At 70.7% G+C, this 23,695-nt stretch carries 25 protein-coding genes and 1 riboswitch; of the genes, 19 read left to right on the top strand and 6 right to left on the bottom strand.

Annotated features, from left to right (window positions below):
• The first annotated feature begins 9 nt into the window (after window positions 1-9).
• The 9 genes from AB0B55_RS04000 to AB0B55_RS03960 all read left to right on the top strand — a co-directional run bounded on the left by AB0B55_RS04000 (window position 10) and on the right by AB0B55_RS03960 (window position 6,912).
• Complete coding sequence (locus AB0B55_RS04000) at window positions 10-981, top strand: DUF881 domain-containing protein (RefSeq protein WP_357118770.1); 972 nt, start codon at window positions 10-12, stop codon at window positions 979-981.
• Window positions 982-1,064: 83 nt separating this feature from the next.
• Window positions 1,065-1,445 carry a glycine cleavage system protein GcvH gene (gene gcvH, locus AB0B55_RS03995; RefSeq protein WP_357119455.1) on the top strand — a complete coding sequence of 127 codons (381 nt, stop codon included), beginning with the start codon at window positions 1,065-1,067 and terminating at the stop codon, window positions 1,443-1,445.
• 217 nt (window positions 1,446-1,662) lie between these two features.
• Window positions 1,663-2,115, top strand: a complete 453-nt coding sequence (locus AB0B55_RS03990; RefSeq protein WP_007071101.1) for an FHA domain-containing protein — start codon at window positions 1,663-1,665, stop codon at window positions 2,113-2,115.
• Window positions 2,116-2,165: 50 nt separating this feature from the next.
• Window positions 2,166-2,867: a MerR family transcriptional regulator gene (locus tag AB0B55_RS03985; RefSeq protein WP_357119452.1), complete on the top strand. Its 702-nt coding sequence runs from the start codon at window positions 2,166-2,168 to the stop codon at window positions 2,865-2,867.
• Window positions 2,868-3,048: 181 nt separating this feature from the next.
• A complete protein-coding gene (locus tag AB0B55_RS03980) occupies window positions 3,049-3,513 on the top strand; it encodes a bifunctional nuclease family protein (protein ID WP_007460347.1) in 465 nt (154 codons plus the stop codon).
• A gap of 192 nt (window positions 3,514-3,705) precedes the next feature.
• Window positions 3,706-4,287, top strand: a complete 582-nt coding sequence (locus AB0B55_RS03975; protein ID WP_355051042.1) for a MerR family transcriptional regulator — start codon at window positions 3,706-3,708, stop codon at window positions 4,285-4,287.
• A gap of 365 nt (window positions 4,288-4,652) precedes the next feature.
• On the top strand, window positions 4,653-5,051 hold the full coding sequence (locus tag AB0B55_RS03970; RefSeq protein WP_357170177.1) for a group 1 truncated hemoglobin: 399 nt from the start codon (window positions 4,653-4,655) through the stop codon (window positions 5,049-5,051).
• A gap of 2 nt (window positions 5,052-5,053) precedes the next feature.
• Window positions 5,054-6,220 (top strand): globin domain-containing protein, encoded by a 1,167-nt coding sequence (locus AB0B55_RS03965; protein WP_357118762.1) that lies wholly within the window; start codon window positions 5,054-5,056, stop codon window positions 6,218-6,220.
• Entirely contained in the window at window positions 6,217-6,912 is a 696-nt protein-coding gene (locus AB0B55_RS03960) for a DivIVA domain-containing protein (RefSeq protein WP_357118759.1), read from the top strand. The genes AB0B55_RS03965 and AB0B55_RS03960 overlap by 4 nt, the downstream gene beginning before the upstream one ends.
• A gap of 51 nt (window positions 6,913-6,963) precedes the next feature.
• Here the strand turns inward: AB0B55_RS03960 and AB0B55_RS03955 are convergent, their stop codons facing one another.
• Window positions 6,964-7,620, bottom strand: a complete 657-nt coding sequence (locus AB0B55_RS03955) for an NAD(P)-binding oxidoreductase (protein WP_357170174.1) — start codon at window positions 7,618-7,620, stop codon at window positions 6,964-6,966.
• Between the two features lie 102 nt (window positions 7,621-7,722).
• On the opposite strand from AB0B55_RS03955, the gene AB0B55_RS03950 reads away from it, so the two are divergent.
• The 3 genes from AB0B55_RS03950 (at window position 7,723) to gcvP (ending at window position 12,724) form a co-directional block, all read left to right on the top strand.
• Entirely contained in the window at window positions 7,723-8,778 is a 1,056-nt protein-coding gene (locus tag AB0B55_RS03950; protein ID WP_357170171.1) for a MerR family transcriptional regulator, read from the top strand.
• A gap of 44 nt (window positions 8,779-8,822) precedes the next feature.
• A complete protein-coding gene (locus AB0B55_RS03945; RefSeq protein WP_357170168.1) occupies window positions 8,823-9,668 on the top strand; it encodes an NAD-dependent protein deacetylase in 846 nt (281 codons plus the stop codon).
• 63 nt (window positions 9,669-9,731) lie between these two features.
• A riboswitch (glycine riboswitch) is annotated at window positions 9,732-9,828 on the top strand.
• 73 nt (window positions 9,829-9,901) lie between these two features.
• Complete coding sequence (gene gcvP / locus AB0B55_RS03940; RefSeq protein ID WP_357170166.1) at window positions 9,902-12,724, top strand: aminomethyl-transferring glycine dehydrogenase; 2,823 nt, start codon at window positions 9,902-9,904, stop codon at window positions 12,722-12,724.
• A 91-nt stretch (window positions 12,725-12,815) separates the two neighbouring features.
• On the opposite strand, the gene AB0B55_RS03935 is transcribed toward gcvP, so the two are convergent.
• A complete protein-coding gene (locus AB0B55_RS03935) occupies window positions 12,816-13,016 on the bottom strand; it encodes a DUF5999 family protein (RefSeq protein WP_234586185.1) in 201 nt (66 codons plus the stop codon).
• Between the two features lie 96 nt (window positions 13,017-13,112).
• Between AB0B55_RS03935 and AB0B55_RS03930 the strand changes: the two genes are divergently transcribed.
• Both AB0B55_RS03930 and def read left to right on the top strand, forming a co-directional pair.
• Entirely contained in the window at window positions 13,113-14,327 is a 1,215-nt protein-coding gene (locus AB0B55_RS03930; protein ID WP_357170163.1) for a chorismate-binding protein, read from the top strand.
• A 31-nt stretch (window positions 14,328-14,358) separates the two neighbouring features.
• Window positions 14,359-14,868 (top strand): peptide deformylase, encoded by a 510-nt coding sequence (gene def / locus AB0B55_RS03925; protein ID WP_357170160.1) that lies wholly within the window; start codon window positions 14,359-14,361, stop codon window positions 14,866-14,868.
• Window positions 14,869-14,878: 10 nt separating this feature from the next.
• Here the strand turns inward: def and AB0B55_RS03920 are convergent, their stop codons facing one another.
• Entirely contained in the window at window positions 14,879-15,652 is a 774-nt protein-coding gene (locus tag AB0B55_RS03920) for a TSUP family transporter (protein ID WP_357170157.1), read from the bottom strand.
• A gap of 183 nt (window positions 15,653-15,835) precedes the next feature.
• Here AB0B55_RS03920 and AB0B55_RS03915 point away from each other — a divergent pair, with 183 nt between their 5' ends.
• Complete coding sequence (locus tag AB0B55_RS03915; protein WP_357170153.1) at window positions 15,836-16,615, top strand: endonuclease/exonuclease/phosphatase family protein; 780 nt, start codon at window positions 15,836-15,838, stop codon at window positions 16,613-16,615.
• Window positions 16,616-16,623: 8 nt separating this feature from the next.
• On the opposite strand, the gene AB0B55_RS03910 is transcribed toward AB0B55_RS03915, so the two are convergent.
• Window positions 16,624-17,634, bottom strand: coding sequence for a tyrosine-type recombinase/integrase (locus AB0B55_RS03910; protein WP_357170150.1), 1,011 nt, complete (start codon window positions 17,632-17,634; stop codon window positions 16,624-16,626).
• A 540-nt stretch (window positions 17,635-18,174) separates the two neighbouring features.
• Between AB0B55_RS03910 and AB0B55_RS03905 the strand changes: the two genes are divergently transcribed.
• On the top strand, window positions 18,175-19,014 hold the full coding sequence (locus AB0B55_RS03905; protein ID WP_357170147.1) for a hypothetical protein: 840 nt from the start codon (window positions 18,175-18,177) through the stop codon (window positions 19,012-19,014).
• Between the two features lie 83 nt (window positions 19,015-19,097).
• Here AB0B55_RS03905 and AB0B55_RS03900 read toward each other — a convergent pair whose 3' ends face one another.
• The gene (locus AB0B55_RS03900; RefSeq protein ID WP_357118725.1) at window positions 19,098-19,688 is read right to left on the bottom strand and encodes a DinB family protein; all 591 of its coding nucleotides are present in this window, start codon (window positions 19,686-19,688) and stop codon (window positions 19,098-19,100) included.
• 5 nt (window positions 19,689-19,693) lie between these two features.
• Entirely contained in the window at window positions 19,694-20,497 is an 804-nt protein-coding gene (locus AB0B55_RS03895; RefSeq protein WP_357118722.1) for an alpha/beta hydrolase, read from the bottom strand.
• A 156-nt stretch (window positions 20,498-20,653) separates the two neighbouring features.
• Between AB0B55_RS03895 and zwf the strand changes: the two genes are divergently transcribed.
• From zwf to AB0B55_RS03880, 3 genes are all read left to right on the top strand, one after another.
• Entirely contained in the window at window positions 20,654-22,033 is a 1,380-nt protein-coding gene (gene zwf, locus AB0B55_RS03890) for a glucose-6-phosphate dehydrogenase (RefSeq protein ID WP_357170144.1), read from the top strand.
• A 128-nt stretch (window positions 22,034-22,161) separates the two neighbouring features.
• A complete protein-coding gene (locus tag AB0B55_RS03885) occupies window positions 22,162-23,571 on the top strand; it encodes an OFA family MFS transporter (protein WP_357118716.1) in 1,410 nt (469 codons plus the stop codon).
• Entirely contained in the window at window positions 23,568-23,693 is a 126-nt protein-coding gene (locus AB0B55_RS03880; protein ID WP_357118713.1) for a hypothetical protein, read from the top strand. Before AB0B55_RS03885 ends, AB0B55_RS03880 begins: the two co-directional genes overlap by 4 nt.
• The last annotated feature ends 2 nt before the right edge of the window (window positions 23,694-23,695 follow it).

Below are 23,695 nucleotides of genomic sequence, written 5' to 3'. Positions count from 1 at the left end.
TTGACAGCGATGAGCGACGAGCAGGATGAGACGGGGACGGGCTGGCCGCAGCCGGTGGTGCCGGGGCGGCCCGGTGGGCCGGCGGGTGAGCCGGATCCGCGGCCGGATGCGCCGGATCCGGACGAGTTGAGTCCGTTGGCGCCGCGCGGGCCGGTGTCGGAGCCGCAGCCGGACGACGCGGAGCCGGAGGTGGTGCCGGCCGATGACGGGGCGACGGTGGACCTGCGCGCGGTGTCGCGGGCGGGGGAGCCGGCGGTGTCGTCGGACGAGCCGGACGTGCCGCCGGCCGCGCCCGCGGTGACCGGTCGGTCGCGGTGGAGCGCGGCCGGGGTGATGATCGCGGTGTTGTTGGCGTTGCTGGGGTTCACGCTGGTCGTGCAGTTGAAGACGACGTCGACGGATCCGACGTTGGGGGCGACGCGTCAGGAGGACCTGGTGCGGATCCTGTCGGATCTGGACGCGCGGGAGAGTCGCCTGCAGCAGGACATCCGGGCGTTGGAGGACAGTCAGCGGCAGTTGGCCTCGGGTGAGCAGGGTCGGCAGGCGGCGTTGGACGAGGCGACGCGTCGGGCGGACGAGCTGGGGATTCTGGCGGGTACGTTGCCGGCGGTGGGCCCGGGGCTGACGGTGCAGTTCTCCAGTGGGGTGAAGCCGATCACGGCGAACCGGGTGTTGGACGCGGTGCAGGAGTTGCGGGGCGCGGGCGCGGAGGCGATGCAGATCTCCGGTGGTGACCGGGCGACGGTGCGGGTGATCGCGTCGACGTACTTCCTGGATGGGGAGAACGGGTCGCTGATGGTGGAGGGGCGTCGGTTGACGGGTCCGTACACGATCACGGTGATCGGTGATCCGGCGACGATGCGTACGGCGTTGAACATTCCTGGTGGGGTGGTGGCGTCGGTCCGGGGTGACGGCGGTAACGTGACGTTTGGGGAGCGTGAGGTTGCCGAGGTTTCGGCGCTGCACGTGCCGACCAAGTAGGAAACACGCCCGTCCGGTCTCCTGACCGGCGCGGCCGCGCCGGGCCCGGGTGGTCCGGGGCACGATGGATGAGGACGCGTCTGGTGATTCCCGAGGATCTGCGATACACCGCCGAGCATGAGTGGGTGGCGGGTGACGGTACCGGTTCGATCCGGGTCGGCATCACGCACTTCGCGCAGGACGCGTTGGGTGACATCGTGTACGTGCAGTTGCCGGAGGCGGGTGCGGTCGTGGCGGCCGGTGACTCGTTGGGTGAGATCGAGTCGACCAAGAGCGTGTCGGAGATCTACGCGCCGGTCGCGGGTACGGTGGCCGCGCGGAACGAGGCGCTGGGCGACACTCCTGAGCTGATCAACACGGATCCGTACGGTGCGGGTTGGTTGGTGGAGATCACGCCGGCTGATCCGACGGCGACCGACGGGTTGCTCACGGCGGGCGCGTATCAGAAGATCACCGAAGGCTGAGTGTGCTTGATCCGGCGTGCGGGATGTCTGCGCGCGTCCGGTTGCCCTGCATTTCGGCGCTGGCTAGGCTCGCCCAGTCGACCGAGAAGAACCCATTAGTTGTGCGTTGTGGAATTGCCTTCCCGGGCACGGGGAGCCAGCCGCCGGGTGTTGGAGTGCCCGGCGGCCAGACCCGCCATTACCCGACGCCGACCGAACAGATCCGTGAGGTGGTCCCATGACGCGCCCAGACGACGAGTTCCCCCCGCTCGACGTCACCTCGACGCTCAATCTCGGCTCGCTCGACGAAGTGCTGGAGGGGCCGGACACCGATGTGGTGCCGAGCCGGATGTCCGGTTCGTTGCCGCCGGGTATGGCGCTGCTGGTGGTTCGTCGCGGTCCGAATGCGGGTGCCCGGTTCCTGTTGGACCACGACGTGACGACCAGTGGCCGGCATCCGGACAGTGACATCTTCCTCGATGACGTGACGGTGTCGCGTCGGCACGCGGAGTTCCACCGTGATGGTGGGACGTTCACGGTGCGGGACGTGGGTAGCCTCAATGGCACGTACGTGAATCGTGAGCGGGTCGAGGCGGCCACGTTGAGCAATGGTGACGAGGTTCAGATCGGTAAGTTCCGGGTGGTGTTCATCGCCGGTCCGCGCCCGGAGGAGGAGGCCGGCCGGGGGTGAACGAGCCTGCGGCCTCCACGCCACCCGGGGCGGCCCGGTCCCAGCCGCTGATGAGCATCGGTGAGGTGCTGGGTCAGTTGCGGGTGGATTTCCCGGACACCACGATTTCGAAGTTGCGGTTCCTCGAGGCCGAAGGGCTGGTTGAGCCGCAGCGGACGGCGTCGGGTTACCGGAAGTACAGCTGGGACGATGTGGCGCGGTTGCGGTTCGTGTTGACCGCGCAGCGGGACAGGTACCTGCCGTTGCGGGTGATCCGTGAGCAGTTGGCCGAGTGGGATTCGTCCGGTGAGCAGCCGGAGCGGTCGCGGCCGGCGTTGGTGGCGGTGGGGCCTGATGGTGCGGTTCCGGGTCGGGAGTCGGCGGAGCCGGCCGAGTCGTCGCAGGTGCGGCTCGGCCGGGCTGAGTTGGTGGCCCGCAGTGGGGTCGACGAGTCGACGCTTGTGGAGTTGGAGCGGCTCGGTGTGCTGGTGTCGGATCCGCCGGGGTGGTATGACGCGGATGCGTTGATCATCGCGTCGGCGGTGGCGGGTCTGGCGGCGTACGGGTTGGAGCCGCGGCATCTGCGGGGTTATCGGACTGCGGCCGATCGTGAGGTCGGGTTGTTCGCGCAGTTGGTGGCGCCGTTGGCGCGGCAGAGTGACCCGGCGGCGCGGGCGCGGGCGGCGGAGACGGCGCGGGAGTTGGTGGCGTTGTCGGAGCAGTTGCACGCGGCGTTGGTGCGGGTGGGGTTGCGGTCGACGTTGGGTCGGTGAGGTGCCCGGCAGGTGCGGCGGAGCGGAAAGATCTCTTCTCTGAAGCGTGCCGTAGGCTTGCCGGGGTAACCCCTTTCTGGCGCGGACGTGGTGCTGTAGCGCATGGGACGGCCGTGTTGCGGTCCGTGTACCGTGCAGGGAAGGGCGCGGTGCGTAGGTTGACGACGACACGGAGGCGGCGGTGCGCGAGCTGAGCGTGGTCGGAGTTCGGGTGGAGCTGCCCAGCAACCAGCCGATCGTCCTGCTCAGGGAGGTCGAGGGCGACCGCTATCTGCCGATCTGGATCGGTGCGGTCGAGGCCACGGCTATCGCTTATGAGCAGCAGGGGGTCAAGCCGGCCCGCCCGTTGACGCATGATCTTTTGCGGGATGTGTTGGCGGCGTTGCAGGCGCCGTTGCAGGCGGTGGAGATCACCGAGCTCAAGGAGAACGTGTTCTACGCCGACTTGTTGATCGGTGACGGGGTGCGGGTTTCGGCGCGTCCGAGCGATTCGATCGCGTTGGCGTTGCGGGTTGGTGCGCCGATTCGTTGTGCCGAGCAGGTCCTCAGCGAGGCGGGGATCGTTATCCCTGATGAGCAGGAGGATGAGGTGGAGAAGTTCCGCGAGTTCCTGGAGCAGGTGCGTCCGGAGGACTTCGCGGGCTGAGCGGTTCGGGTGCCCGGCTGGTGTCACGGTGGGTGACGCTGGCGCGCGGTTGGTGATCTTTCTCGGTGGCTGCGCGGCGTGTCGCGCCGGTTCCTCCGCGGTAACCCCTGAAGGTGGCGTTAGGGTTGCCGTGTCGAGGGGTGCGCGTCGCAGGAAACGATGCGTCGCCGCACTGACGGGGAGGTTGTCCGCATGCACGAGCCGCAGGATCCCGATCCGGGTACACAGGTGAACGAGCCGGGTGTGACGCCTGAGGGTGACGGCTCGGTGGGCTACCGAGGTGTGACGGCGTGCCACGCGGTGGGCATCAGTTATCGGCAGTTGGATTACTGGGCTCGGACGACGTTGGTGGTGCCGAGCGTCCGGGACGCGTCGGGTTCGGGGACCCAGCGGTTGTACTCGTTCCGCGATCTGGTGGTGTTGAAGGTCGTGAAGCGGTTGTTGGATGCGGGGGTGTCCCTGCAGAACATCCGTAAGGCGATCGAGGCGCTGCGGTCGCGTGGTGTGGAGGATCTCGCGGGTATCACGCTGATCTCTGACGGGACGACGGTGTACGAGTGCCGGTCCCCGGAGGAGGTGGTCGACCTGTTGCAGGGTGGGCAGGGCGTGTTCGGGATCGCGATCGGTGGGGCCTTCAAGGAGATCCAGGGGTCGTTGTCGCATCTGCCGGCGGAGCCGGCGGCGAGCGGCCCGGCGGAGCCGGTGGTGGGGTCCTCGTCGGATCCGGTGGGGGATGAGTTGGCGGCGCGGCGGGCGCGGCGGCGCGCGGGTTGAGTAGCGCTGCGCGTCTGTCGGTGCGCGGTCCGTTGGTGTGGGTGACTTTTTTTGGGCACGCCCGGCTGGTGACTGTGGGTCAGGGCGGTCGACGTTGGGTGGCTGTTCCCCGGTCGATGAATCCATGGTGGACACTGTCTGTGGTGCTCCGGTTGCGGTGGGTGGAATCTCGGGTGGACCGTGGTGACGGTGCGTGTCCACCAGTTGTCGGGAATCGGATAGGGGGGCCCTGACCGGAGGTTGCGGGCACGCTATGGTCCGTCACGGTCCCCGCCGTGGTGCCCCGTGGCACGCGGGTGTCGCGTCGGTGGCCGTAGCCCCTGCGCGTCACCGCGCGCGACCTTTCACCCCCGGAAGGAACGACCGTGACGGTTACGGAAGAGACCGCTGCCGCCTCGCACTATGACCGCATCGGCGGCGCGAGTTCGGTGAAGGCGGCCGTCGAACTGTTCTACGACAAGGTCCTCGCCGATCCCGAGCTGGCGGGCTATTTCGCCACTGTGGACATGCCGACGCAGCGTCGACACCTGGCGTTGATGTTGGCGGTGGTGTTGGGCGGCCCGAACGAGTACGCGGGTCGCGGTTTGGCCGAGACGCACCAGCCGCTGGGCATCCCGGCGGAGCACTACGCGAAGGTGGGCGTGCACCTGATCACGACGCTGACGGAGTTGGGTGTGCCGGCCGACGTCCTGGACCACGTGCGCGTGGTGCTGGGGCAGGTGCAGGACCAGGTGGTGTCCACCGGAGAGCGTCCGGGCGTCTGAGCGTGGACGCGGCCCGACTCAAGCAGAGTTGGTCCCTCGTCGCCGCGCACGGCGACGAGGTGCCGCTCTACTTCTATTCGACGTTGTTCCTGGCCCATCCCGAGACGCGGCAGATGTTCCCGACGAACATGGCGGGGCAGCGGGATCGCCTCGTCACCGCGTTGGGGCACATCGTGTCGCATGTGGACCAGGTCGATCGGCTGGTGGGTTTCCTGCAGGACCTCGGCGCGGACCACCGGAAGTTCGCGGTGCGCGCGGAGCACTACCCGGCGGTCGGTGAGGCGTTGCTGGCGACGTTGCAGCATTTCCTGGCCGAGCAGTGGACCGACGAGCTGGCTCAGGACTGGGCGGGCGCGTACGGGTTGGTCGCGCAGGTGATGACGGAGGCGGCGCAGGCGGCCGAGGCGGTGAACCCGCCGTGGTGGGTGGCGGAGATCGTGGCCCACGAGCGGCGGGCGTTCGACGTCGCGGTGTTGACGGTGCGTCCGCAGTACCTGTTGCCGTTCACTCCGGGTCAGTCGATCGGGGTGTCGCATCCGTCGGTGCGGTCGTGGCGGTACTACTCGCCGGCGAACGCGCCGCGCGCGGACGGCACGTTGGAGTTGCATGTGCGGGCCGCTCCGGGTGGCGCGGTGTCGTCGCGGCTGGTGTACGGCTCGGCGGTGGGTGACCGTGTCAATCTGGCCGCGCCGGTGGGGGAGCGGTTGGCGTTGTGGTCGGCGGGTTCCAGTGACCTGTTGTTGTTGACCTCGGGCACCGGTTGGGCGCCGATGAAGGCGTTGGTGGAGCAGATCGCCGCGGAGGGCTCCCGTCGGCGGGTGGACCTGTATGTGGGTGCGCGGTCGCGCAGCGAGTTCTACGACAGCGACGCGATCGACAAGATGGCGTCGTCGTTCCCGTGGTTGACGGTGACGTACGTGGTGGGCGCGGACGTGAACCGGCCGGGTGAGTTCGTGCAGGCGGTGGACCGGGCGTTGGCCGATGGTGACTGGCGTTCGCGGCACGTGTACGTGTGCGGGTCCGACGAGATGGTGTCGCATGCGGCGCAGACGTTGGCGCGGGCGGGTTACCACGAGGGTCAGGTGCATCACGAGGGTCTGGGCAAGCAGTGGTACGGCCCGGCGTGGCGTACGGCGGTCCAGCAGTCGAGTTCAGGGGGTGACCAATGAGCGCGAGCCCGATCAGCCGGTACGACGGGATTCAGGTGTCCGGCGGTGTACAGGTGCGGATGACCTCCGACCGGGTTCGGCGGTGGGAGTTCGGTACGGCGCCGTTCGCGCGCCGGGGCTATGACCACGCGGACGTGGACCGGTTCCGGGTGCAGGTCGCCGACGAGTTGGATCTGTTGGCGACGCAGATCGCGCATCTGCGGGCGGAGAACGAGCGGCTGACCGATCGGGTGGAGTTGCACCGCCACGGGGTGATCCCGAGCGCGGGGGCGGCGGCGAAGGTGCCGGCGGCCAAGGAGGTGAACCTGCTGTCGGCGGCGCAGCGGGAGGCGGAGCAGATCATCGCGCAGGCGCACGACTACGCGCGGCGGGTCGCGGAGTACGCCCGGGTGCAGTACGAGAGTTACATGCGGGCGGCGGCGGAGGAGGCGAAGCAGGAGGCCGAGCGTGCGGTGGCGGAGTACCGCAGTTCGGCCGGGTCGAGCTTCGACGACTCGGTGGCGACCCGGGAGGCGTTGCGGATCTTCGGCGAGATGATGGTGTCGCACATGCAGGCGGCGGCGCGGCACCTGGACGACGGCAGTGAGCAGTTGGTGCGCACGATGGACCGGATCGCGAAGGAGACGCCGGGGGCGCCTTTCGTGGGTGGCGCGGCCGGGCAGACGGCGTTGCCGCGTCACCACCAGCGCTGAACACCTGGCGGGTGGGGCCTTACGTGTGAGGCCCCACCCCCGGGTTGAGGTTCAGGTGGTGGCGGCGTGGATCGCGTCGGCGATCGGGGTGGGTCCGTCGACGAGTTCCAGGGTCGCCCCGGCGGTGCGGGGTTCGTCCAGGAGCGCGGCGAGGACGAGGGCGACGTCGGCGCGGCTGATCGCGCCCCGGCCGACGTGTGGGGTGAGGGTGACGTGCCCGGCGGGTTCGTCGTCGGTGAGCCGGCCGGGGCGCAGGATCGTCCAGGCCAGGTCGCGGCCGCGCAGGTCGTCCTCGGCGGCGCGTTTGGCGCGCAGGTAGGCGGCCCACACGTCGTCGGTGCCGGCGGCGAGCGGCCGGTCCACGCCCATCGAGGAGACCAGCAGGTAGCGGTGGACTCCGGCGCGGGTGGCGGCGTCGGCGAGCAGCGCGGCGGCGGCCCGGTCGACGGTGTCCTTGCGGGCGGCGCCGCTGCCGGGGCCGGCGCCGGCGGCGAAGATGACCGCGTCGGCGTCGTGCAGGTGCGCGGCGACCTCGTCGACGTCGGCGTGTTCCAGGTCGCAGAGGACCGGGGTGGCGCCTACGGCACGCAGGTCGTCGACGTGGTCGGGGTTGCGGATCAGGCCGACGGCGGCGTCACCGCGCCCGGTGAGGTGCTGCTGCACGAGCAGGGCGATCTTGCCGTGGCCTCCGGCGATGACGACACGCATGGGCCCAACCTACCGGCACCCGCCGGGCTTGACCTTGACCTGTGGGCAACCCCCAGTGTGGGGTGCGCCGGTCACGGTGACCGGTGCGAGGAGGAACCCGACGTGGGGTTGCTGACGATCGGGGCGTTCGCCCGGGCGGCGGGTCTGACGCCGAAGGCGTTGCGCCTGTACGGCCGGGTGGGGGTGCTGGTGCCCGCGGCGGTGGACGCGGAGTCCGGGTACCGGCTCTACGACCCGCGGCAGGTGCCGCTGGCCCGGCTGGTGGCTCAGCTGCGTCGTATCGGCATGCCGCTGGCGCAGATCCGCACCGTGTGTGCTCTGGAGCCGGCGGCGGCGGCCGAGATGGTCACCGCGTACTGGCGGCGGGTGTCGGTCGACACCGCTGCCCGCGCGCGGCTCGCCGCCCTCCTCGTGCGGGACCTGTCCGAGGGGAGCACCACCATGTCGTCGATGAGTGTCCGTTACGCCACCGGCTGTGAGACCGGGATCGCCCGCGACAGCAACGAGGACGCCGCGTACGCCAACGAGCGGTTGCTCGCCGTCGCCGACGGTGTGCGGGGGCCCGGCGGCGCTGCCGCCAGCGCCGCCGCCATCGACGCGCTCGCGTCGCTGGACCTCACCAACGTGTCGGCGGTGGAGGTGGTGACGGCGCTGGCCGGCGCGGTCACCGACGCCGACCGGGCCGTGCGGGGGCTGGCGACCGACGAGCACCAGCCGGCGACGACGCTGACCGCGCTGCTGCACAGCGGCACCCACCTGGCGTTGGCGCACGTCGGGGACACCCGGGCGTACCTGCTGCGCGACGGCGAGCTGTCGGTGTTGACCCGGGACCACACGTGGGTGCAGGCGCAGGTGGATCAGGGCAGGCTCGACCCTGCCGAGGCGGGCGCGCACCCCCAGCGGGCGTTGCTGGTGCGCGCGCTCGGCGGCGGTCGGCAGGTGGAGGCCGATCTGGCGTTGCGGGTGGCGGTGCCCGGTGACCGGTACCTGCTGTGCTCCGACGGGCTGTGGGCGGTCGTCGACCGGGCCGCCCTGGCCTCGACGGTGGGCGCGGGAGCCGACCCGGAGCGCACGGTGCGGGAGCTGATGGCCGCCGCGCGGGCCGCGGGCGCGCCCGACAACATCGCCTGTGTCGTCGCCGACGTCGTCGCGGCGTAGGCGGGTGCTCGGCATCGGGGGGTGCGCTGAGGCAGCATGAAGGGGTGACGACGAGTGTGCAGGAACTGGCCGCGCTGGTGGCCGGCGGTCAGGTGGTCGTGCTCAGCGGGGCGGGCCTGTCCACCGAGTCGGGTATCCCGGACTATCGGGGGCCCAGCGGGGTGGCCCGCCGGCACACCCCGATGACGTTCCAGGCGTTCACCCGGGACGCGGTGGCGCGGCGGCGGTACTGGGCGCGCAGCCACCTGGGGTGGCGGTTGATCGCGCGGGCGACGCCGAACGCGGGGCATCGGGCGGTGGCGCGGTTGCAGGACGCCGGCCTGGTCGACGCGGTGATCACGCAGAACGTGGACGGGTTGCACGGCGCGGCGGGCAGCGGGCGGGTGGTGGAGCTGCACGGGCGCCTGGACGAGGTGACGTGCCTGGACTGCGGCAACCTGACCTCGCGCGAGGAGGTGGACCGGCGGCTGCGCGAGGCGAACCCGGACTTCGTGGCCCGGGTCGCCGCGGTCAACCCGGACGGTGATGTTGATCTCCCGGACGAGCAGGTGGCGGGGTTCCGGCCGGTGGACTGCGGGATCTGCGGGACGGGGATGCTGAAACCGGACGTGGTGTTCTTCGGCGAGACGGTGCCGCCGCAGCGGGTGGCGCGGTGTTTCGCGCTGGTGGAGCAGGCCCGGGCGGTGGTGGTGCTGGGGTCGTCGTTGACGGTCATGTCGGGCCGGCGGTTCGTGATCCGGGCCGCGAAGCAGGGCATTCCGGTAGCGATCGTCAACCAGGGTCCGACCCGGGGTGACGGGTACGCCACGGTGCGCGTCGACGCGCCGCTGGGGGAGGTGCTGCCGGTGCTCGCCGAGCGGGTGACCGGCGCGTCGGCGGTGCCGGTGTGACAGCCGCCGCGGGGTAGGACATCTGCTGGAAACACCGGCGCTGGTAGCGTTGACCATGCCGGTACCACCCACGTGGGAGAGACCGCCTCGACAGCAGGGGCGGCGCCGAAGGGGCAAATCCTCCCCGGAACCTCTCAGGCAAAAGGACCTCGTGGGCAGGCACTGTGGAGCGCTCCGGTGGGGTGTGACAGAGGGGGAGGCCGACCCGTCGACCTCGCCCGGGAGCGCCCCTGATGTCCGTAGAGCAGTTCGCCACCCGTCACATCGGCCCCGGCCCCGACGACGAGCGCCGCATGTTGGAGGTCGTCGGGCACGACTCCATCGACGAGCTGATGGACGCCGCGATCCCCGAGGTGATCCGCTGGCACGGCACCCTCGACCTGCCGGACGCCGCCACCGAGGCCGAGGCCATCGCCGAGCTGCGGGCCCTGGCGGCCCGCAACACCGTCGCCGTGTCCATGATCGGCCTGGGCTACCACGGCACGCACACCCCGGCGGTGATCCGCCGCAACGTGCTCGAAGACCCGGCCTGGTACACGGCGTACACGCCGTACCAGCCGGAGATCAGCCAGGGCCGGCTCGAGGCGCTGCTGAACTTTCAGACGATGGTCACCGACCTGACCGGCCTGGCCACCGCGAACGCCTCCATGCTCGACGAGGGCACCGCCGCGGCCGAGGCCATGACCCTCGCCCGCCGCGCCTCCAAGAGCAAGAGCGGGGTGTACGTCGTCGACGCCGACGCCCTGCCGCAGACCATCGCGGTGATCACCAGCCGGGCGGTGCCGCTCGGCATCGACGTGCGGGTCGTCGACGTCGCGCGTGACGAGCTGCCGGCCGAGTTCTTCGGCCTGCACCTGCAGTACCCGGGGGCGTCCGGCGCGGTCCGTGACCACGCCGCCCTGGTGCAGGCGGCGCACGCCGCCGGCGCCCTCGTGACGGTCGCGGCGGACCTGTTGGCGTTGACGCTGCTGCGGGCACCGGGGGAGATCGGCGCGGACATCGCCGCCGGCACCACCCAGCGCTTCGGCGTACCCATGGGCTTCGGTGGGCCGCACGCCGGCTACCTGGCGGTGCGCGCGGGCCTGGAGCGGATGCTGCCGGGACGCCTGGTCGGGGTGTCCCGCGACGCGGCCGGCAACCCGGCGTACCGGCTGGCGTTGCAGACCCGCGAGCAGCACATCCGGCGGGAGAAGGCCACCAGCAACATCTGCACCGCGCAGGTGCTCCTCGCGGTGATGGCCGGCATGTACGCCGTCTACCACGGCCCGCACGGGCTGCGGGACATCGCGGCGCGTACCCACGCCATGGCGGCGCGGCTCGCGGCCGGGCTGCGCGCCGGCGGCGTGGACGTCGCGGACGTCGCGTTCTTCGACACCGTCACCGCGACGGTGCCCGGCGGCGCGGCGCGGGTCGTCGCGGCCGCCGCCGAGCGGGGCGTGAACCTGCGCCTGGTCGACGCCGACCGGGTCGGGATGTCCTGCGACGAGACGACCACCGACGCGCACCTGCGGCAGGTGTGGGCGGCGTTCGGCGTGCCCGCGTTCGACGGTGACGTCGACGCGGCCCTGCCGGGCGACCTGGCCCGCACGACCGACTTCCTGACCCACCCGGTGTTCCGCAGCCACCACTCGGAGACGGCGATGCTGCGCTACCTGCGGCGGCTGTCGGACTTCGACTACGCCCTGGACCGGGGCATGATCCCGCTGGGCTCGTGCACGATGAAGCTGAACGCGACCACCGAGATGGAGCCGGTGAGCTGGGCGGAGTTCGCCAACATCCACCCGTTCGCGCCGGACGACCAGACCGTCGGCTACCGGGAGATGATCGGCCAGTTGGAGTCGTGGCTGGCCGAGGTGACCGGCTACGACGCGGTGAGCGTGCAGCCCAACGCCGGGTCGCAGGGTGAGCTGGCCGGTCTGCTGGCCATCCGCTCGTACCACGCGTCACGCGGCGAGTCGCACCGCGACGTGTGCCTCATCCCGTCGTCGGCGCACGGCACGAACGCCGCCAGCGCCGTGATGGCCGGCATGCGGGTCGTCGTGGTGGCCTGCGACGACGACGGCAACGTCGACCTCGTCGACCTCGACGCGAAGATCGACAAGCACCGGGACGCGCTCGCCGCGATCATGGTGACGTACCCGTCGACGCACGGCGTGTACGAGACGGGCATCGCGTCGCTGTGCGCGAAGGTCCACGACGCCGGCGGCCAGGTGTACGTCGACGGGGCGAACCTCAACGCCCTCGTCGGGTACGCCAAGCCCGGCCGGTTCGGCGCGGACGTGTCGCACCTCAACCTGCACAAGACGTTCTGCATCCCGCACGGCGGCGGCGGCCCCGGCGTCGGCCCGGTGGCGGTCCGCGCGCACCTCGCGCCGTTCCTGCCCGGCGACCCCCTGGGCGCCCACGTCGACGCCACCCCGGCGATCTCGGCGGCCAAGTACGGGTCCGCGGGCATCCTGCCGATCCCGTGGGCGTACCTGCGGATGATGGGCGCCGAGGGGCTGACCCGGGCCACCGGCGTGGCGGTCCTCGCCGCGAACTACGTGGCCGCGCGGCTGCGCGAGCACTACCCGGTGCTGTACGCCGGCAACAAGGGCCTGGTCGCCCACGAGTGCATCCTCGACCTGCGGCCGCTGACGAAGGCGACCGGCGTGAGCGTCGACGACGTGGCGAAGCGCCTCATCGACTACGGCTTCCACGCGCCGACGATGTCGTTCCCGGTGGCCGGGACGCTGATGGTGGAGCCGACCGAGAGTGAGGACCTCACCGAGCTGGACCGGTTCTGCGACGCGATGATCGCGATCCGCGCCGAGATCGAGCAGGTCGGCTCGGGGCAGTGGCCGGCGGGGGACAACCCCCTGGCGAACGCCCCGCACACCGCGCCGATGGTCAGCGGCGACGAGTGGCCGCACCCGTACCCGCGGTCGGTGGGCGCGTACCCGGCCGGGGTGGACCGGGCCGGGAAGTACTGGCCGCCGGTACGGCGCATCGACGGCGCGTACGGCGACCGGAACCTGGTCTGCTCGTGCCCGTCGCCGGAGGCGTTCGAGGACTGACGACGGGCGTGCCGGGGCGGGCGGTATCGGGCCGCCCCGGCAGCCGCTGTGCGATGGACAGCGACTCGGCGTGGTGACGCTGGGTGGTCGTTCAGGCCACGAGGGCGTGGCGGGCGGGGCCGCGGTGGGGTGCGATGCTGCTGCCGTCGGGAAGCAGCTCACCGGTGTCCTCGAAGACGATCACGCCGTTGCAGAGCAGGCTCCAGCCCTGCTCAGGGAAGCAGGCGAGGACGCGGGCGGCTTCCCGATCGGTGGCTTCAGCTAAGGGGCAGGTCGGTTGGTGCTGGCACATCGGGTTCTCCGGACTGTGGGGGCACTGTGTCATGGTTCACATGACCAGTGACGCACAGTACCAAGCGAAGGTGTCCAGCATCGAGCAGGTGTCGCCTTGCCGTACCGGAAATCCACTGAACGGATGAGGAAGATCGGACCATACGGCGTGGAAACGCTCCCACAGGTGCTGGTCGATGCGCCCGCGGCACCACCCGGATGCCGCGACAGCCTCGTCGAACGCGCCCGACTCCACTGGCATCGCGCCGACGGCGGCGACCCCGCCGCACTCGCCGAGGAGTTCCTGGCCGCACACGGCCTGGACCTGCGCGACCTGAACCGACCCGCCGCACACGGCCCGGTCGTCTGCGGCGCCGCGCTCTACCTGTCCGCCGCCGCCGGAACGCACCTGGCCGGCGTACCCGCCACCGCGCCCGAACCCGCGCCCACCCTGCCCGACCTCGCCGTCGTCATCTACCACCACGGACCCACCCGAGCACCCGCCGCCCCCGACGACACGCCCTGGTGGCTCGGCCCATGGACCGAGAGCTGGACACCCGCGCAACACGCCGCCGCCGTCGACGCCGTCCGCGCCGCCATCGGCCGCGGCGACATCTACCAGACCAACCTCGTCGGACACGCCGCCGCCCCCTACAGCGGCGACCCGCTACCCGCCCTGCGCCGCCTTGGCGCGCTCCCCGGCGCCCGCTACGGCGGCGTCCTCACCGGCGACGGCTGGGCCATCGGCTGCGCCTCCCCGGAAACCCTCGTCGAGGTCCACCACGGCCAGATCATCACCCGACCCATCAAGGGCACCCGCCCCGCCACCGCCACCGGCCACGCCGAACTGCTCACCAGCGCCAAAGAACGCGCCGAACACATCATGATCGTCGACCTCGAACGCAACGACCTCGCCCGCATCGCCCGCACCGGCACCGTCACCGTCGACGAACTGTTCACCGTGCGCCGCTGGTGCGACCTGTGGCAGGCCGAATCCACCGTCCGCGCCCAGGCCGCCGACGGCCTCGGCCTCGCCGACCTGCTCCGCGCCACCTGCCCCGGCGGCTCCGTCACCGGCGCGCCGAAACTCGCCGCCCTCACCCACATCGCCGCCGCCGAACCCGTCGGCCGGGGCGCCAGCATGGGCGCCCTCGGCTGGATCGCCCCCGGCCGCATCGACCTCGGCCTGACCATCCGCACCGCCGCCGCCACCGGCCACACCCTGCACACCTGGGCCGGCGGCGGCATCACCTGGGACAGCGACCCCACCGCCGAGGTCGCCGAAGCCGCCGCCAAGACCGCACCCGTACGCGCCACCCTGGCCGGACGCTGACACCACCACCACCGGCGATACGCTGACCCCCATGACCATGCGGCCCATCCGGATCATCGGCGACCCCGTCCTGCGCACCGAAGCCGAGCCGGTCACCACCTTCGACGCCGAACTGCGCGCCCTGGTCACCGACCTGATGGACACCCTGCTCGGCGCACCCGGCCGCGCCGGCGTCGCCGCACCCCAGATCGGCGTCAGCGCCCAGGTCTTCGTCTACGACGCCGACGGCCACCGAGGCCACCTCATCAACCCCACCCTCGAACTGTCCGACGAACTCCAGGACGACGAGGAAGGCTGCCTGTCCATCCCCGGGCTGTACTTCCCGACCGCGCGCGCCCTGCACGCCACCGCCCACGGCGTCGACCAGCACGGCGAACCATTGACCATCACCGGCAGCGGATTCCTCGCCCGCGCCCTGCAACACGAGACCGACCACCTGCGCGGCACCCTCTACGTCGACACCCTGCGCGGCGACATCCGCCGCCGGGCCCTGCGCGAAATCCGCGCCGGCCGCTTCGACTCACCCAGCCGCCGCGCCTGAACCCGCGCCCCTACCGGGCCGCCCACTGGTCGTAACCCAGCTTCGCCACCAACGCCAGCACCACCACCAGCAACACCACCCGCACGAACCCCGACCCGCGACGCAACGCCATCCGCGCACCCACCACCGCGCCCACGATGTTGCACACCGCCATCGCCGCGCCCAACCACCACCACACGTGCCCGGTCACCGCGAACACCACCAACGCGCCCAGATTCGTACCCGCGTTGACGACCTTCGCCATCGCCGACCCGTGCACGAAATCCGCACCCACCAACGTCGTGAACGCCAGCACCAGAAACGTGCCCGTCCCCGGCCCGATCAACCCGTCGTACAGGGCGATCCCCACCCCGGCCACACCGATCGCCACCGCCACCCGTGCCCGCGTCCGCCGCGCCGGCACAGCCACCACCCCCAACCGGGGACGCAACAACACGAACACGGCCACCGCCACCAGAACCACCAACACCACCGGCCGGTACGCCGACGCCGGCACCGCCCCGGCCAACGCCGCGCCCACCCCCGCGCTGAGCACCGCCACACCCGCCGCCGGCCCCGCCACCCGCCAGTCCACCTTCGTGCGCCGCGCGTACGTCGCCGCCGCCGTCGCCGTACCGAAGATCGCCGCCAACTTGTTCGTGCCCAACGCGGTCGCCACCGGCACCCCCGGAGCCGCCACCAACAACGCCGGCAGCAGCAACAACCCGCCACCACCGACCACGGCATCCACCCACCCGGCCATCGCCGCGGCGGCCAGCAGGGTACTCAGCGATACGGCGTCCACGGTCGGCAATTCTCCCCACCCGACCCACCCCACCAGCCCCGCAAGTGGCGCGACTCACCGCTCACCGGCCCCGCCTACGCCGCAACCACACCCCCCACGCCCCGACCGCCACGAACACCAGCATCGAACACAGCAACAGCTTCACCACGCGGCAACCCTGCCACGGACACGTAAGGTGCAGGAGTGCGCCTGGCCACCTTCAACCTGCTGCACGGACGATCCCTCACCGACGGCCTCGTCGACCCCGACCGACTCGCCGCCGCCGTACACGCCCTCGACGCCGACGTCCTCGCCCTGCAGGAAGTCGACCGCGACCAACACCGCAGCGGCAACCTCGACCTCACCGCCATCGCCGCCCAGGCCCTCGACGCGCCACACCACCGCTTCGCGGCCGCCGTCGTCGGCACCCCCGGCGAACGGTTCCGACCCCTGCGCCACGACGACGACGGCCACGGCGAACCCTGCTACGGCATCGGCCTCATCAGCCGCCACCCCGTGCGCAGCTGGCACATCACCCGACTCAAACCCGCGCCCGTACGCTCACCCATCTACGCCCCCGGACCCGGCGGCGGCCTCATCCTCCTCGACGACGAGCCCCGCGTCGTCCTCGCCGCCATCCTGGACACCCCCCACGGCCCCCTCACCGTCGCCGCGACCCACCTGTCCTTCGTACCCGGCTGGAACGCCCGCCAACTCCGCCAGACCGTGCGCGCCCTGCGCGCCCTACCCGGCCCCCGCGTCCTGCTCGGCGACCTCAACCTCCCCGCCGGCCCGGCCCGCCTCGTGTCCCGCTGGCAGCCACTCGGCCGACGCCCCACCTACCCCTCCGGACAACCCCGCGTCCAACTCGACCACATCCTCGCCGACCGACACGCCCTCGACGCGCTCCCGCCCGTACGGGCCGTCACCACGCCGACGTCCACCATCTCCGACCACCGACCCCTGCTCGTCGACCTCGGCTGAGGCCAGCATCAGCGCGCCGCGTCACCCTCCGCCGACACCAGAGCAGCCAACACCCGGTGGGTACGACTAGCCCGGATCGCCTCCCGCTGCTGACCCGCCGTCACCTCGATGTACGTCTGCGACGACGCCAACGACGCGTGCCCCAACAACCGCATGATCTCCGCCGCGCCCGCCCCGTCCTCCGCCAACCGGGTCGCGAACGTGTGCCGCAGCGCGTGCAACCGCGCCCCCTTGGGTACCCGGTCACCGATACCCGCCCGCCGGTAACACGACTCGACCAGATACTGCAGGCCACCGCGGCGCAGCGGCTCACCCCGCCGGTCCACCAGCAACGCCGAGTCGGGGCGAACCGACCGCGACCCGAACCGCCGCGCCCGACTGGCCAGATAGTCCGCCAGCACCCGGTCCAGGTCCGTCTCGATCGGCACCACCCGGGGACGCCCACCCTTGCCGGCCACCTCGATCCGCCGCTCACCCGGTCGACCCGCCAACGAACCGACCCGCAACGACAGCAGCTCGGACAGACGCAACCCGGCGCACAGCGCCACCGCCAACACCGCCACGTCCCGCTCCGGCCACGGGTCCCGCTGCCGGCCGTCGTCACGCGCCACCGACGCCAGCAGCACCTCGGGAGTGTCCGCGCCCCGCAGCGGCTTCGGCTCGGGCAGGACGGCCCGGGGCCGATCGACCGCCGGCATCGGGTTGCCCGCCACCACACCGTCGGTCACCAGGAAGGTGAAGAAGCTGTTCCAGGTGGACCAGGCGCGGTGCACCGAGGCGGGGGCGCGGGGAGCGGCGAACCGGGCGAACGCCGCCCGTAACACCCGGGGGGAGAGGTCGGTGATCGACACTTCGTCGAGGGGGAGGGGAGTGGCATTACCGGCGGAGACCAGGTTGGCCACCGCGAACAGGTCGCGTCGGTAGGCCGCCAGGGTGTGGGGGGAGGGCTTACGGGTGGCCCGGGCGGTCAGGAACTCCTCGATCAAGGCTCCGAGCGATTCGTCCTTTTTGTCATGCATAAGGGATATTATGCAGCATTTTCGTGTTCCCGGGAAGCGGGGGGAGTAGGGGATGGAGGCCATCCGGGCGACCGCACCGACCTCGGCGAAGGACTGTCGAGCTGCCCCGTAGGTGGGGCAGGCGTAGCGCAGCCTGGACAGCCCACCACGGCGGCCGGCAGCCCGGTCGGGGCCGGCCCGAACGGCCATAGGCTGATCGAGGAGCCACGGATCGTGTGCGGCATGACGTCGCCCGCAAGCTGTCACACCTGTGGTCGGGCGGGCACGCCCACCGTGTACCGGGACCTCGGCGGTCCGACGGAGCTGGCCTGCTCCCGCCGGTCAACGCACGCCTCGTCAGGTCGAACGAGGACGCGCGTCCACTCGGCCTGATGTGCGACTGGCTCGCCCGTGGCGTGGCGGGGGGCCACCAGATCGGACGACTTTACATAATGTGCATTATCGAATGTGGCACGGCACCCGCAGATCGACGCGGTGGGCTAGCGTGTCGTCGATCTACTGGGGAGATTCCCCGCAGCCTTGTCGGAAAGAAGCAATCACGTGTCACTGTGGAAGAAGACCGCCGTCGTCGCGGTCTCGGCGCTTACGGCGCTCACCGCCTCCGCCTGCGGCGTGGCGACCGGTTCGTCGGGCTCGTCCGACGCGCCGAAGCAGACCAGCGTCCTTGAGCTGCTGGCCAGCGACCTCAAGGGCTCGTTGCAGAAGACGATCGACGTCACCGACAAGAGCGACTCGGTGACGCTGACGATGACGGGAACGACCGGCGGCCAGAAGATCTCCATGCAGGGTGTCCTGGACCTGGGTGACCCGGTCAAGGCCGAGATGACGATGGCGGACCCGAACGACGGTCCGACCACCGTCCGGCTGATCGGGACCGCGTTCTACGTCGAGGTGCCGGCGAAGGACCGTTCGAGCATGGGCGGTAAGCGGTGGCTGAAGATGGACATGGGCAGCATCGGCCAGCAGGCCGGGATGGACTTCAGCAAGCAGTTCGAGGACATCGACCCGACCAAGCAGGTCAAGACCCTGCTCGCGTCCGAGGGCGTGACGGTCGTCGGTGAGGAGACGGTGAACGGGGCGCGCACTGTCCACTACACCGTCACCACCCCGGTGGCGACGCAGCTGGCTCAGGTCGACGCCAAGCTGCGGGCCGCTGTCGAGAAGCAGTTCACCGCCGCGGGCGTCAAGGAGGTCAAGGTCGACCTCTGGGTCGACGAGCAGTACCGGCCGCGTCGTGCGGCCACGGTCATGGGCGCGATGGGCGACATCGTGGTCGACTACACCGACTACGGCAAGGCGGTCACCATCGAGACGCCTCCGCCGGCGGAGACCACTGACTTCGCCGAGATGTTGCAGGGGCTGAAGGGCACCGACAACTGATTTCAGGCGGTGTGACTGCCCTGCCGGTGCCCGGTAGCACCGGCAGGGCAGTGTCGTTTCCGCGGCCTTCTCCCCCAGCTCGGTCAGTCGAACTGGTCGGCTAGCTTGCGCAGCTTGTCGACGTACGCCGGCCAGTCGTATCCGTCGGCAATGCCGGTGCTGTCGCGCTGCCAGCCGATCGCCCCGTCGTGCTGCTCGCGGATGATGTCCAGGTGACCGGCGTGCCGGGCGATGTCGCTGGTGACGTGCATGATGGTCCGGGCCAGTGTCACGTCCTGGCGGCCGGGTTGCCACCAGGGCACCTGCCCCGGCGCGTCGAGCGGTAGTTGGTCGATCGTCTCGTCCGCGAAGGCGCCGACGCGGCGGTACAGGTCGATGAGGCCGTCCTTGGTCTCGTTCTCGTCCGCGTACCAGTCTGCCTGCGGGTCGTCGTCGAACGCGGTGAGCGGGACCAGCTCCTGCGGGGTGGGGAACTCGCGGCCGAAGGTGGGTCCGAAGTAGGCGGCCTCGACGTTGAGGCAGTGTTTGACGACGCCGAGCATGTTGTTGCCGGTGGTGGTGCGGGGCGTTCTGGCCTGGCGTTCGCTGATGCCGTCGAGTTTCCAGATGAGGTCGTCGCGGTTCCTGCGAAGGTAGTAGTGCATCGCGGCCTTGGTGTCGTCCAGGTCAGCCATGGCGGTCATTGTCGCGTACCGGCCTCAGGTTGTGGGGTTCGGCGGAGCCAGGCCCGGGTGTGGGCGCGGAGCAGGGCTGGTTGTTCGAAGGGCAGGTAGTGCCCGGCCTGGTCGACGGTGCTGTAGGTGCCTCGGGGGTAGCGGCGCATGGCGTGGAACTGGTCGGCGAAGCCGACGATGCCGTCCTGGCGGCCGGTGAGCACGCTGACGGGCCCGTCGAAGGGGGTGTCGGCGGTCTCGTCGGGGAGCGCGTACCCGGGGCCTGTGCGCAGTTCCTGTTGGAAGGTGTGGTCGCCGGGGCCGCCCGTGTCCAGGGCGCGCAGGACGGTGGCGACGACGGTCGGGGTGCGGTGGCCGAGCGCGGTGTCGAGGTGTGGGCGCAGGTCGGTGGGCGCGTCGTCGAGCCAGCCGGTGGGTCCTGGCGGCGGGCGGTGCTCGGGCAGGGTGCGGCTGGCCGGTGCGATGGTGATGCCGGGGCAGATCAGGAGTAGGCCGCGGACGAGGTCGGGGCGTTGGCGGGCGATGCCGGCGGCGAGGTAGGCGCCGTAGGAGGCGCCGGCCAGCAGGGCCGGTCCGTCGATGTGGTGGTCGAGCCAGGCGCAGATGGTGGTGAGCAGGGCCTGGGAGGTGGGCGGGCAGGTGGGTGGGGTGTCGCCGTGGCCGGGCAGGTCCAGGTATGTCTCCCGGAGGCCGGTGCCGGCGAGGGCGGGGTGGAAGGCGGCGGCGGTGGCGGCGCGGGTCGTGCCGAACATTGGCAGGCACACCACGTCGGGGCCGGTTTCCGGTGAGCGGTCGGCGGCCAGGGTCATTCTGGTCCTTCCTGGGGGTGTGCGGAGCGCTGTGGGGTCATCTTCCGTTGTGGCGTTGTCGCCGACCTCACGTGGGCCGTTCGCGGGGAATTCCTCCGGTGGGGCGCGCCGTTGTCCGTTCGGAAGATCAGGTCCACATGATCGGATGGAAGTGTCATGCGCGTGCGTTCAGACGCGGTTGTGCTGTTCGGTGTGACAGGTGATCTTGTCTCGAAGAAGCTGTTTCCGGCGTTGTACGAGTTGACGCGGCGGGGGCGTCTCGACGTTCCGGTGATCGGGGTGGCCCGCTCCCCCTGGGATGATCAGCAGTTGGTGGCGACCGCCCGTAAGTCGGTGGCGGAGGCTTCTGACGAGGTGGATGACGAGACGTTCGACGCGTTGGCGGCCAACCTGTCGATGATCTCCGGGGACTATGCGGATCCGGCGACGTACGAGCGGCTGGCGGAGCGTCTGGGTGCGGCGCGGCGGCCGATCTTCTATCTGGCGATTCCGCCCATGGTGTTCGGTTCGGTGGTGCGGGGCTTGGCGGCGGTCGGGTTGGCCGACCGTGGTCGGGTGATCGTGGAGAAGCCGTTCGGGCGTGACCTGGCGTCGTCCGAGGAGTTGGATCGGACGTTGGGTGCGGCTTTCGACGCGAGTCGGGTGTTCCGGATCGACCACTACCTCGGCAAGGAGGCGGTGGAGGGGTTGTACGCGTTCCGGTTCGCCAACCGGCTGTTTGAGCCGTTGTGGAACCGTGAGCACGTCGACAACGTGCAGGTGACCCTCGCTGAGGGTTTCGGTACGCAGGGTCGGGCCGGTTTCTATGACACGGTGGGTGCGACGCGGGACGTGTTGCAGAACCACATTTTGCAGGTCGTGGCGTTGATCGCGATGGACGCGCCGGCTGGTGACGACGTGGATTCGTTCCGGGAGGCGGAGGCGGCGGTGTTGCGGCAGGTCGTGCCGTTGTCGCCGGAGTCGACGGTGCGGGGGCAGTACGCGGGTTACCGGGATGAGCCGGGTGTCGCGCCGGATTCGAACACGGAGACGTTCGTGGCGACGCGGTTGACGGTGGATTCGCCCCGGTGGGCGGGTGTGCCGTTCTATCTGCGGACGGGCAAGTCGTTGCCGGGGACGGCGACGGAGGTGGTGGTCGAGTTCAAGCGGCCGCAGCGGTCGTTGATCCCCGCCGAGGGTGGGGCGGAGGCGCCGGCGAACCTGTTGCGGTTCCGGTTGGGTCGTGGGGATGGCATCACGATGTCGATCCAGGCGAAGAGTCCGGGCGCGGCGGTGGCGAGTCGGCCGGTGGATCTGTCGGTGGACTTCGGTGCGGCGTTGGGTCGGCGTCAGGAGGCGTACGAGCGGTTGCTCGACGACGCGATGGACGGGCAGCATCTGCGGTTCGCGCGGGCGGAGACGATTCGGCAGGAGTGGCGGATCGTGGCGCCGATCCTGGATCTGGCGGCGCCGGTGCGCTCGTACGACAGGGGTAGTTGGGGTCCGGCGGACGCGGATGCGTTGGCGGGTGGCTGGCATGCGCCGGAGCTGCGGTAGGTGCGGCGTGGGCTGAGTGACCGCTCAGCTCACGGGAGGGACCGTCCGGCGATGGTGAGGTTTGCTCCTTGGGTGCGGGGTGGGCACGTTGTGACCACGTTTCGTCCGCCTCGGAGAGGAAGCAGCGCATGCTGTCCGCACTCGATCGTCGGCATACCGTCGCGCCGCCCGGCTACAGCCGGTGGCTCATTCCCCCGGCGGCGTTGGCCATCCACCTCTGTATCGGCCAGGTCTACGCCACGAGCGTCTACAAGAATTCGTTGATCGCCCATTTCGACACGGGTCAGACCGCGATCGGGGTGATCTTCAGTATCGCGATCGTGATGCTGGGGTTGTCCGCGGCGGTGGCTGGGACGTGGGTGGAGGCGAACGGGCCGCGTAAGGCGATGTTCGTGTCGGCCTGCTTCTGGGCGGCGGGTTTCCTGGTGGGGTCGCTGGGCATCGCCACGAAGCAGTTGTGGCTGCTGTACCTGGGGTACGGCCTGCTCGGCGGCATCGGTCTGGGTATCGGGTACATCTCCCCCGTGTCCACGCTGATCAAGTGGTTCCCGGATCGGCCGGGTCTGGCGACCGGTTTGGCGATCATGGGGTTCGGTGGTGGGGCGATGGTGGCCTCTCCCCTGTCGCGGCAGTTGCTGTCGTTCTACGACCCGGGTTACGACCCGTCGAACGCGGGTTCGACGGCGTCGGGCAGCGCGCTGGTGTGGTTGTTCGTGACGTTGGGCCTGGGCTACTTCGTGATCATGATGTTCGGGGTGGCGAACGTGCGGGTGCCGGCCGAGGACTGGCGTCCGGCGGGCTTCGATCCCGCGTCGGTGGCGGCGAAGCCGCTGGTCACCACGGCGAACGTGTCGGCGGCGAACGCGGTGAAGACGCGGTCGTTCTGGTTGTTGTGGGTGGTGTTGTTCTGCAACGTGACGGCCGGCATCGGCATCCTGGAGCAGGCCAGCCCGATGATCCAGGACTTCTTCCGGGAGAACGGGACGTCGGCGGTGTCGGTGGCGGCGGCCGGTGGGTTCGTGGGTCTGCTGTCGTTGTTCAACATGGCGGGCCGGTTCGTGTGGTCGTCGACGTCGGACGTCATCGGCCGTAAGCCGATCTACCTGGTGTATCTCGGCGTGGGCATGGCGATGTACGCGCTGCTGGCGCTGTTCGGGCACACGGCGACGGCGTTGTTCGTGCTGTTCGCGTGCGTGATCCTGTCGTTCTACGGTGGCGGCTTCGCGACCGTGCCGGCGTACCTGCGGGACCTGTTCGGCACGTACCAGGTGGGGGCGATCCACGGCCGGTTGTTGACGGCCTGGTCGGCGGCGGGTGTCGCGGGGCCGTTGATCGTTAACGGGTTCCTCGACGCGCAGGGCAAGCCGGGGACGTTGACGGCGGCGGCGTACCGGCCGGCGCTGCTGACGATGGTGGGTGTCCTCGCGGTGGGCTTCGTGGCGAACCTGCTGGTGCGACCGGTGCCGCAGCGCTATCACGAGCCGGTGGAGCAGGACGTGGACGAGGTCACGGCGGCGGGAAGGAGTGGTACGCGATGAGCGACGACGGTCGGAGCGGGCAGCAGGCCCGGTTGTGGATTTCCTGGCTGGTGGTGGCGGTGCTGCTCGGCTACGGGGTCGTGCAGACGGTGATCACGGCGGCGAAGCTGTTCACCCACTGAGG

The organism is Micromonospora sp. NPDC049107 (assembly GCF_040648595.1).
Classification (GTDB): Bacteria; Actinomycetota; Actinomycetes; order Mycobacteriales; family Micromonosporaceae; genus Micromonospora.
The sequence above is the reverse complement of the archived record's forward strand: the minus strand, read 5'-3'. Positions and strand labels throughout refer to the sequence as shown.

Excerpts from the sequence above, each read along its gene's own strand:
- AB0B55_RS04000 (WP_357118770.1), top strand. The coding sequence starts at position 10 with ATGAGCGACGAGCAGGATGAGACGGGGACGGGCTGGCCGCAGCCGGTG.
- AB0B55_RS03990 (WP_007071101.1), top strand. The coding sequence starts at position 1,663 with ATGACGCGCCCAGACGACGAGTTCCCCCCGCTCGACGTCACCTCGACG.
- AB0B55_RS03985 (WP_357119452.1), top strand. The coding sequence starts at position 2,166 with ATGAGCATCGGTGAGGTGCTGGGTCAGTTGCGGGTGGATTTCCCGGAC.
- AB0B55_RS03975 (WP_355051042.1), top strand. The coding sequence starts at position 3,706 with ATGCACGAGCCGCAGGATCCCGATCCGGGTACACAGGTGAACGAGCCG.
- AB0B55_RS03960 (WP_357118759.1), top strand. The coding sequence starts at position 6,217 with ATGAGCGCGAGCCCGATCAGCCGGTACGACGGGATTCAGGTGTCCGGC.
- AB0B55_RS03955 (WP_357170174.1), bottom strand. The coding sequence starts at position 7,620 with ATGCGTGTCGTCATCGCCGGAGGCCACGGCAAGATCGCCCTGCTCGTG.
- gcvP (WP_357170166.1), top strand. The coding sequence starts at position 9,902 with ATGTCCGTAGAGCAGTTCGCCACCCGTCACATCGGCCCCGGCCCCGAC.
- AB0B55_RS03935 (WP_234586185.1), bottom strand. The coding sequence starts at position 13,016 with ATGTGCCAGCACCAACCGACCTGCCCCTTAGCTGAAGCCACCGATCGG.
- def (WP_357170160.1), top strand. The coding sequence starts at position 14,359 with ATGACCATGCGGCCCATCCGGATCATCGGCGACCCCGTCCTGCGCACC.
- AB0B55_RS03910 (WP_357170150.1), bottom strand. The coding sequence starts at position 17,634 with ATGCATGACAAAAAGGACGAATCGCTCGGAGCCTTGATCGAGGAGTTC.
- AB0B55_RS03900 (WP_357118725.1), bottom strand. The coding sequence starts at position 19,688 with ATGGCTGACCTGGACGACACCAAGGCCGCGATGCACTACTACCTTCGC.
- AB0B55_RS03895 (WP_357118722.1), bottom strand. The coding sequence starts at position 20,497 with ATGACCCTGGCCGCCGACCGCTCACCGGAAACCGGCCCCGACGTGGTG.
- zwf (WP_357170144.1), top strand. The coding sequence starts at position 20,654 with ATGCGCGTGCGTTCAGACGCGGTTGTGCTGTTCGGTGTGACAGGTGAT.
- AB0B55_RS03885 (WP_357118716.1), top strand. The coding sequence starts at position 22,162 with ATGCTGTCCGCACTCGATCGTCGGCATACCGTCGCGCCGCCCGGCTAC.
- AB0B55_RS03880 (WP_357118713.1), top strand. The coding sequence starts at position 23,568 with ATGAGCGACGACGGTCGGAGCGGGCAGCAGGCCCGGTTGTGGATTTCC.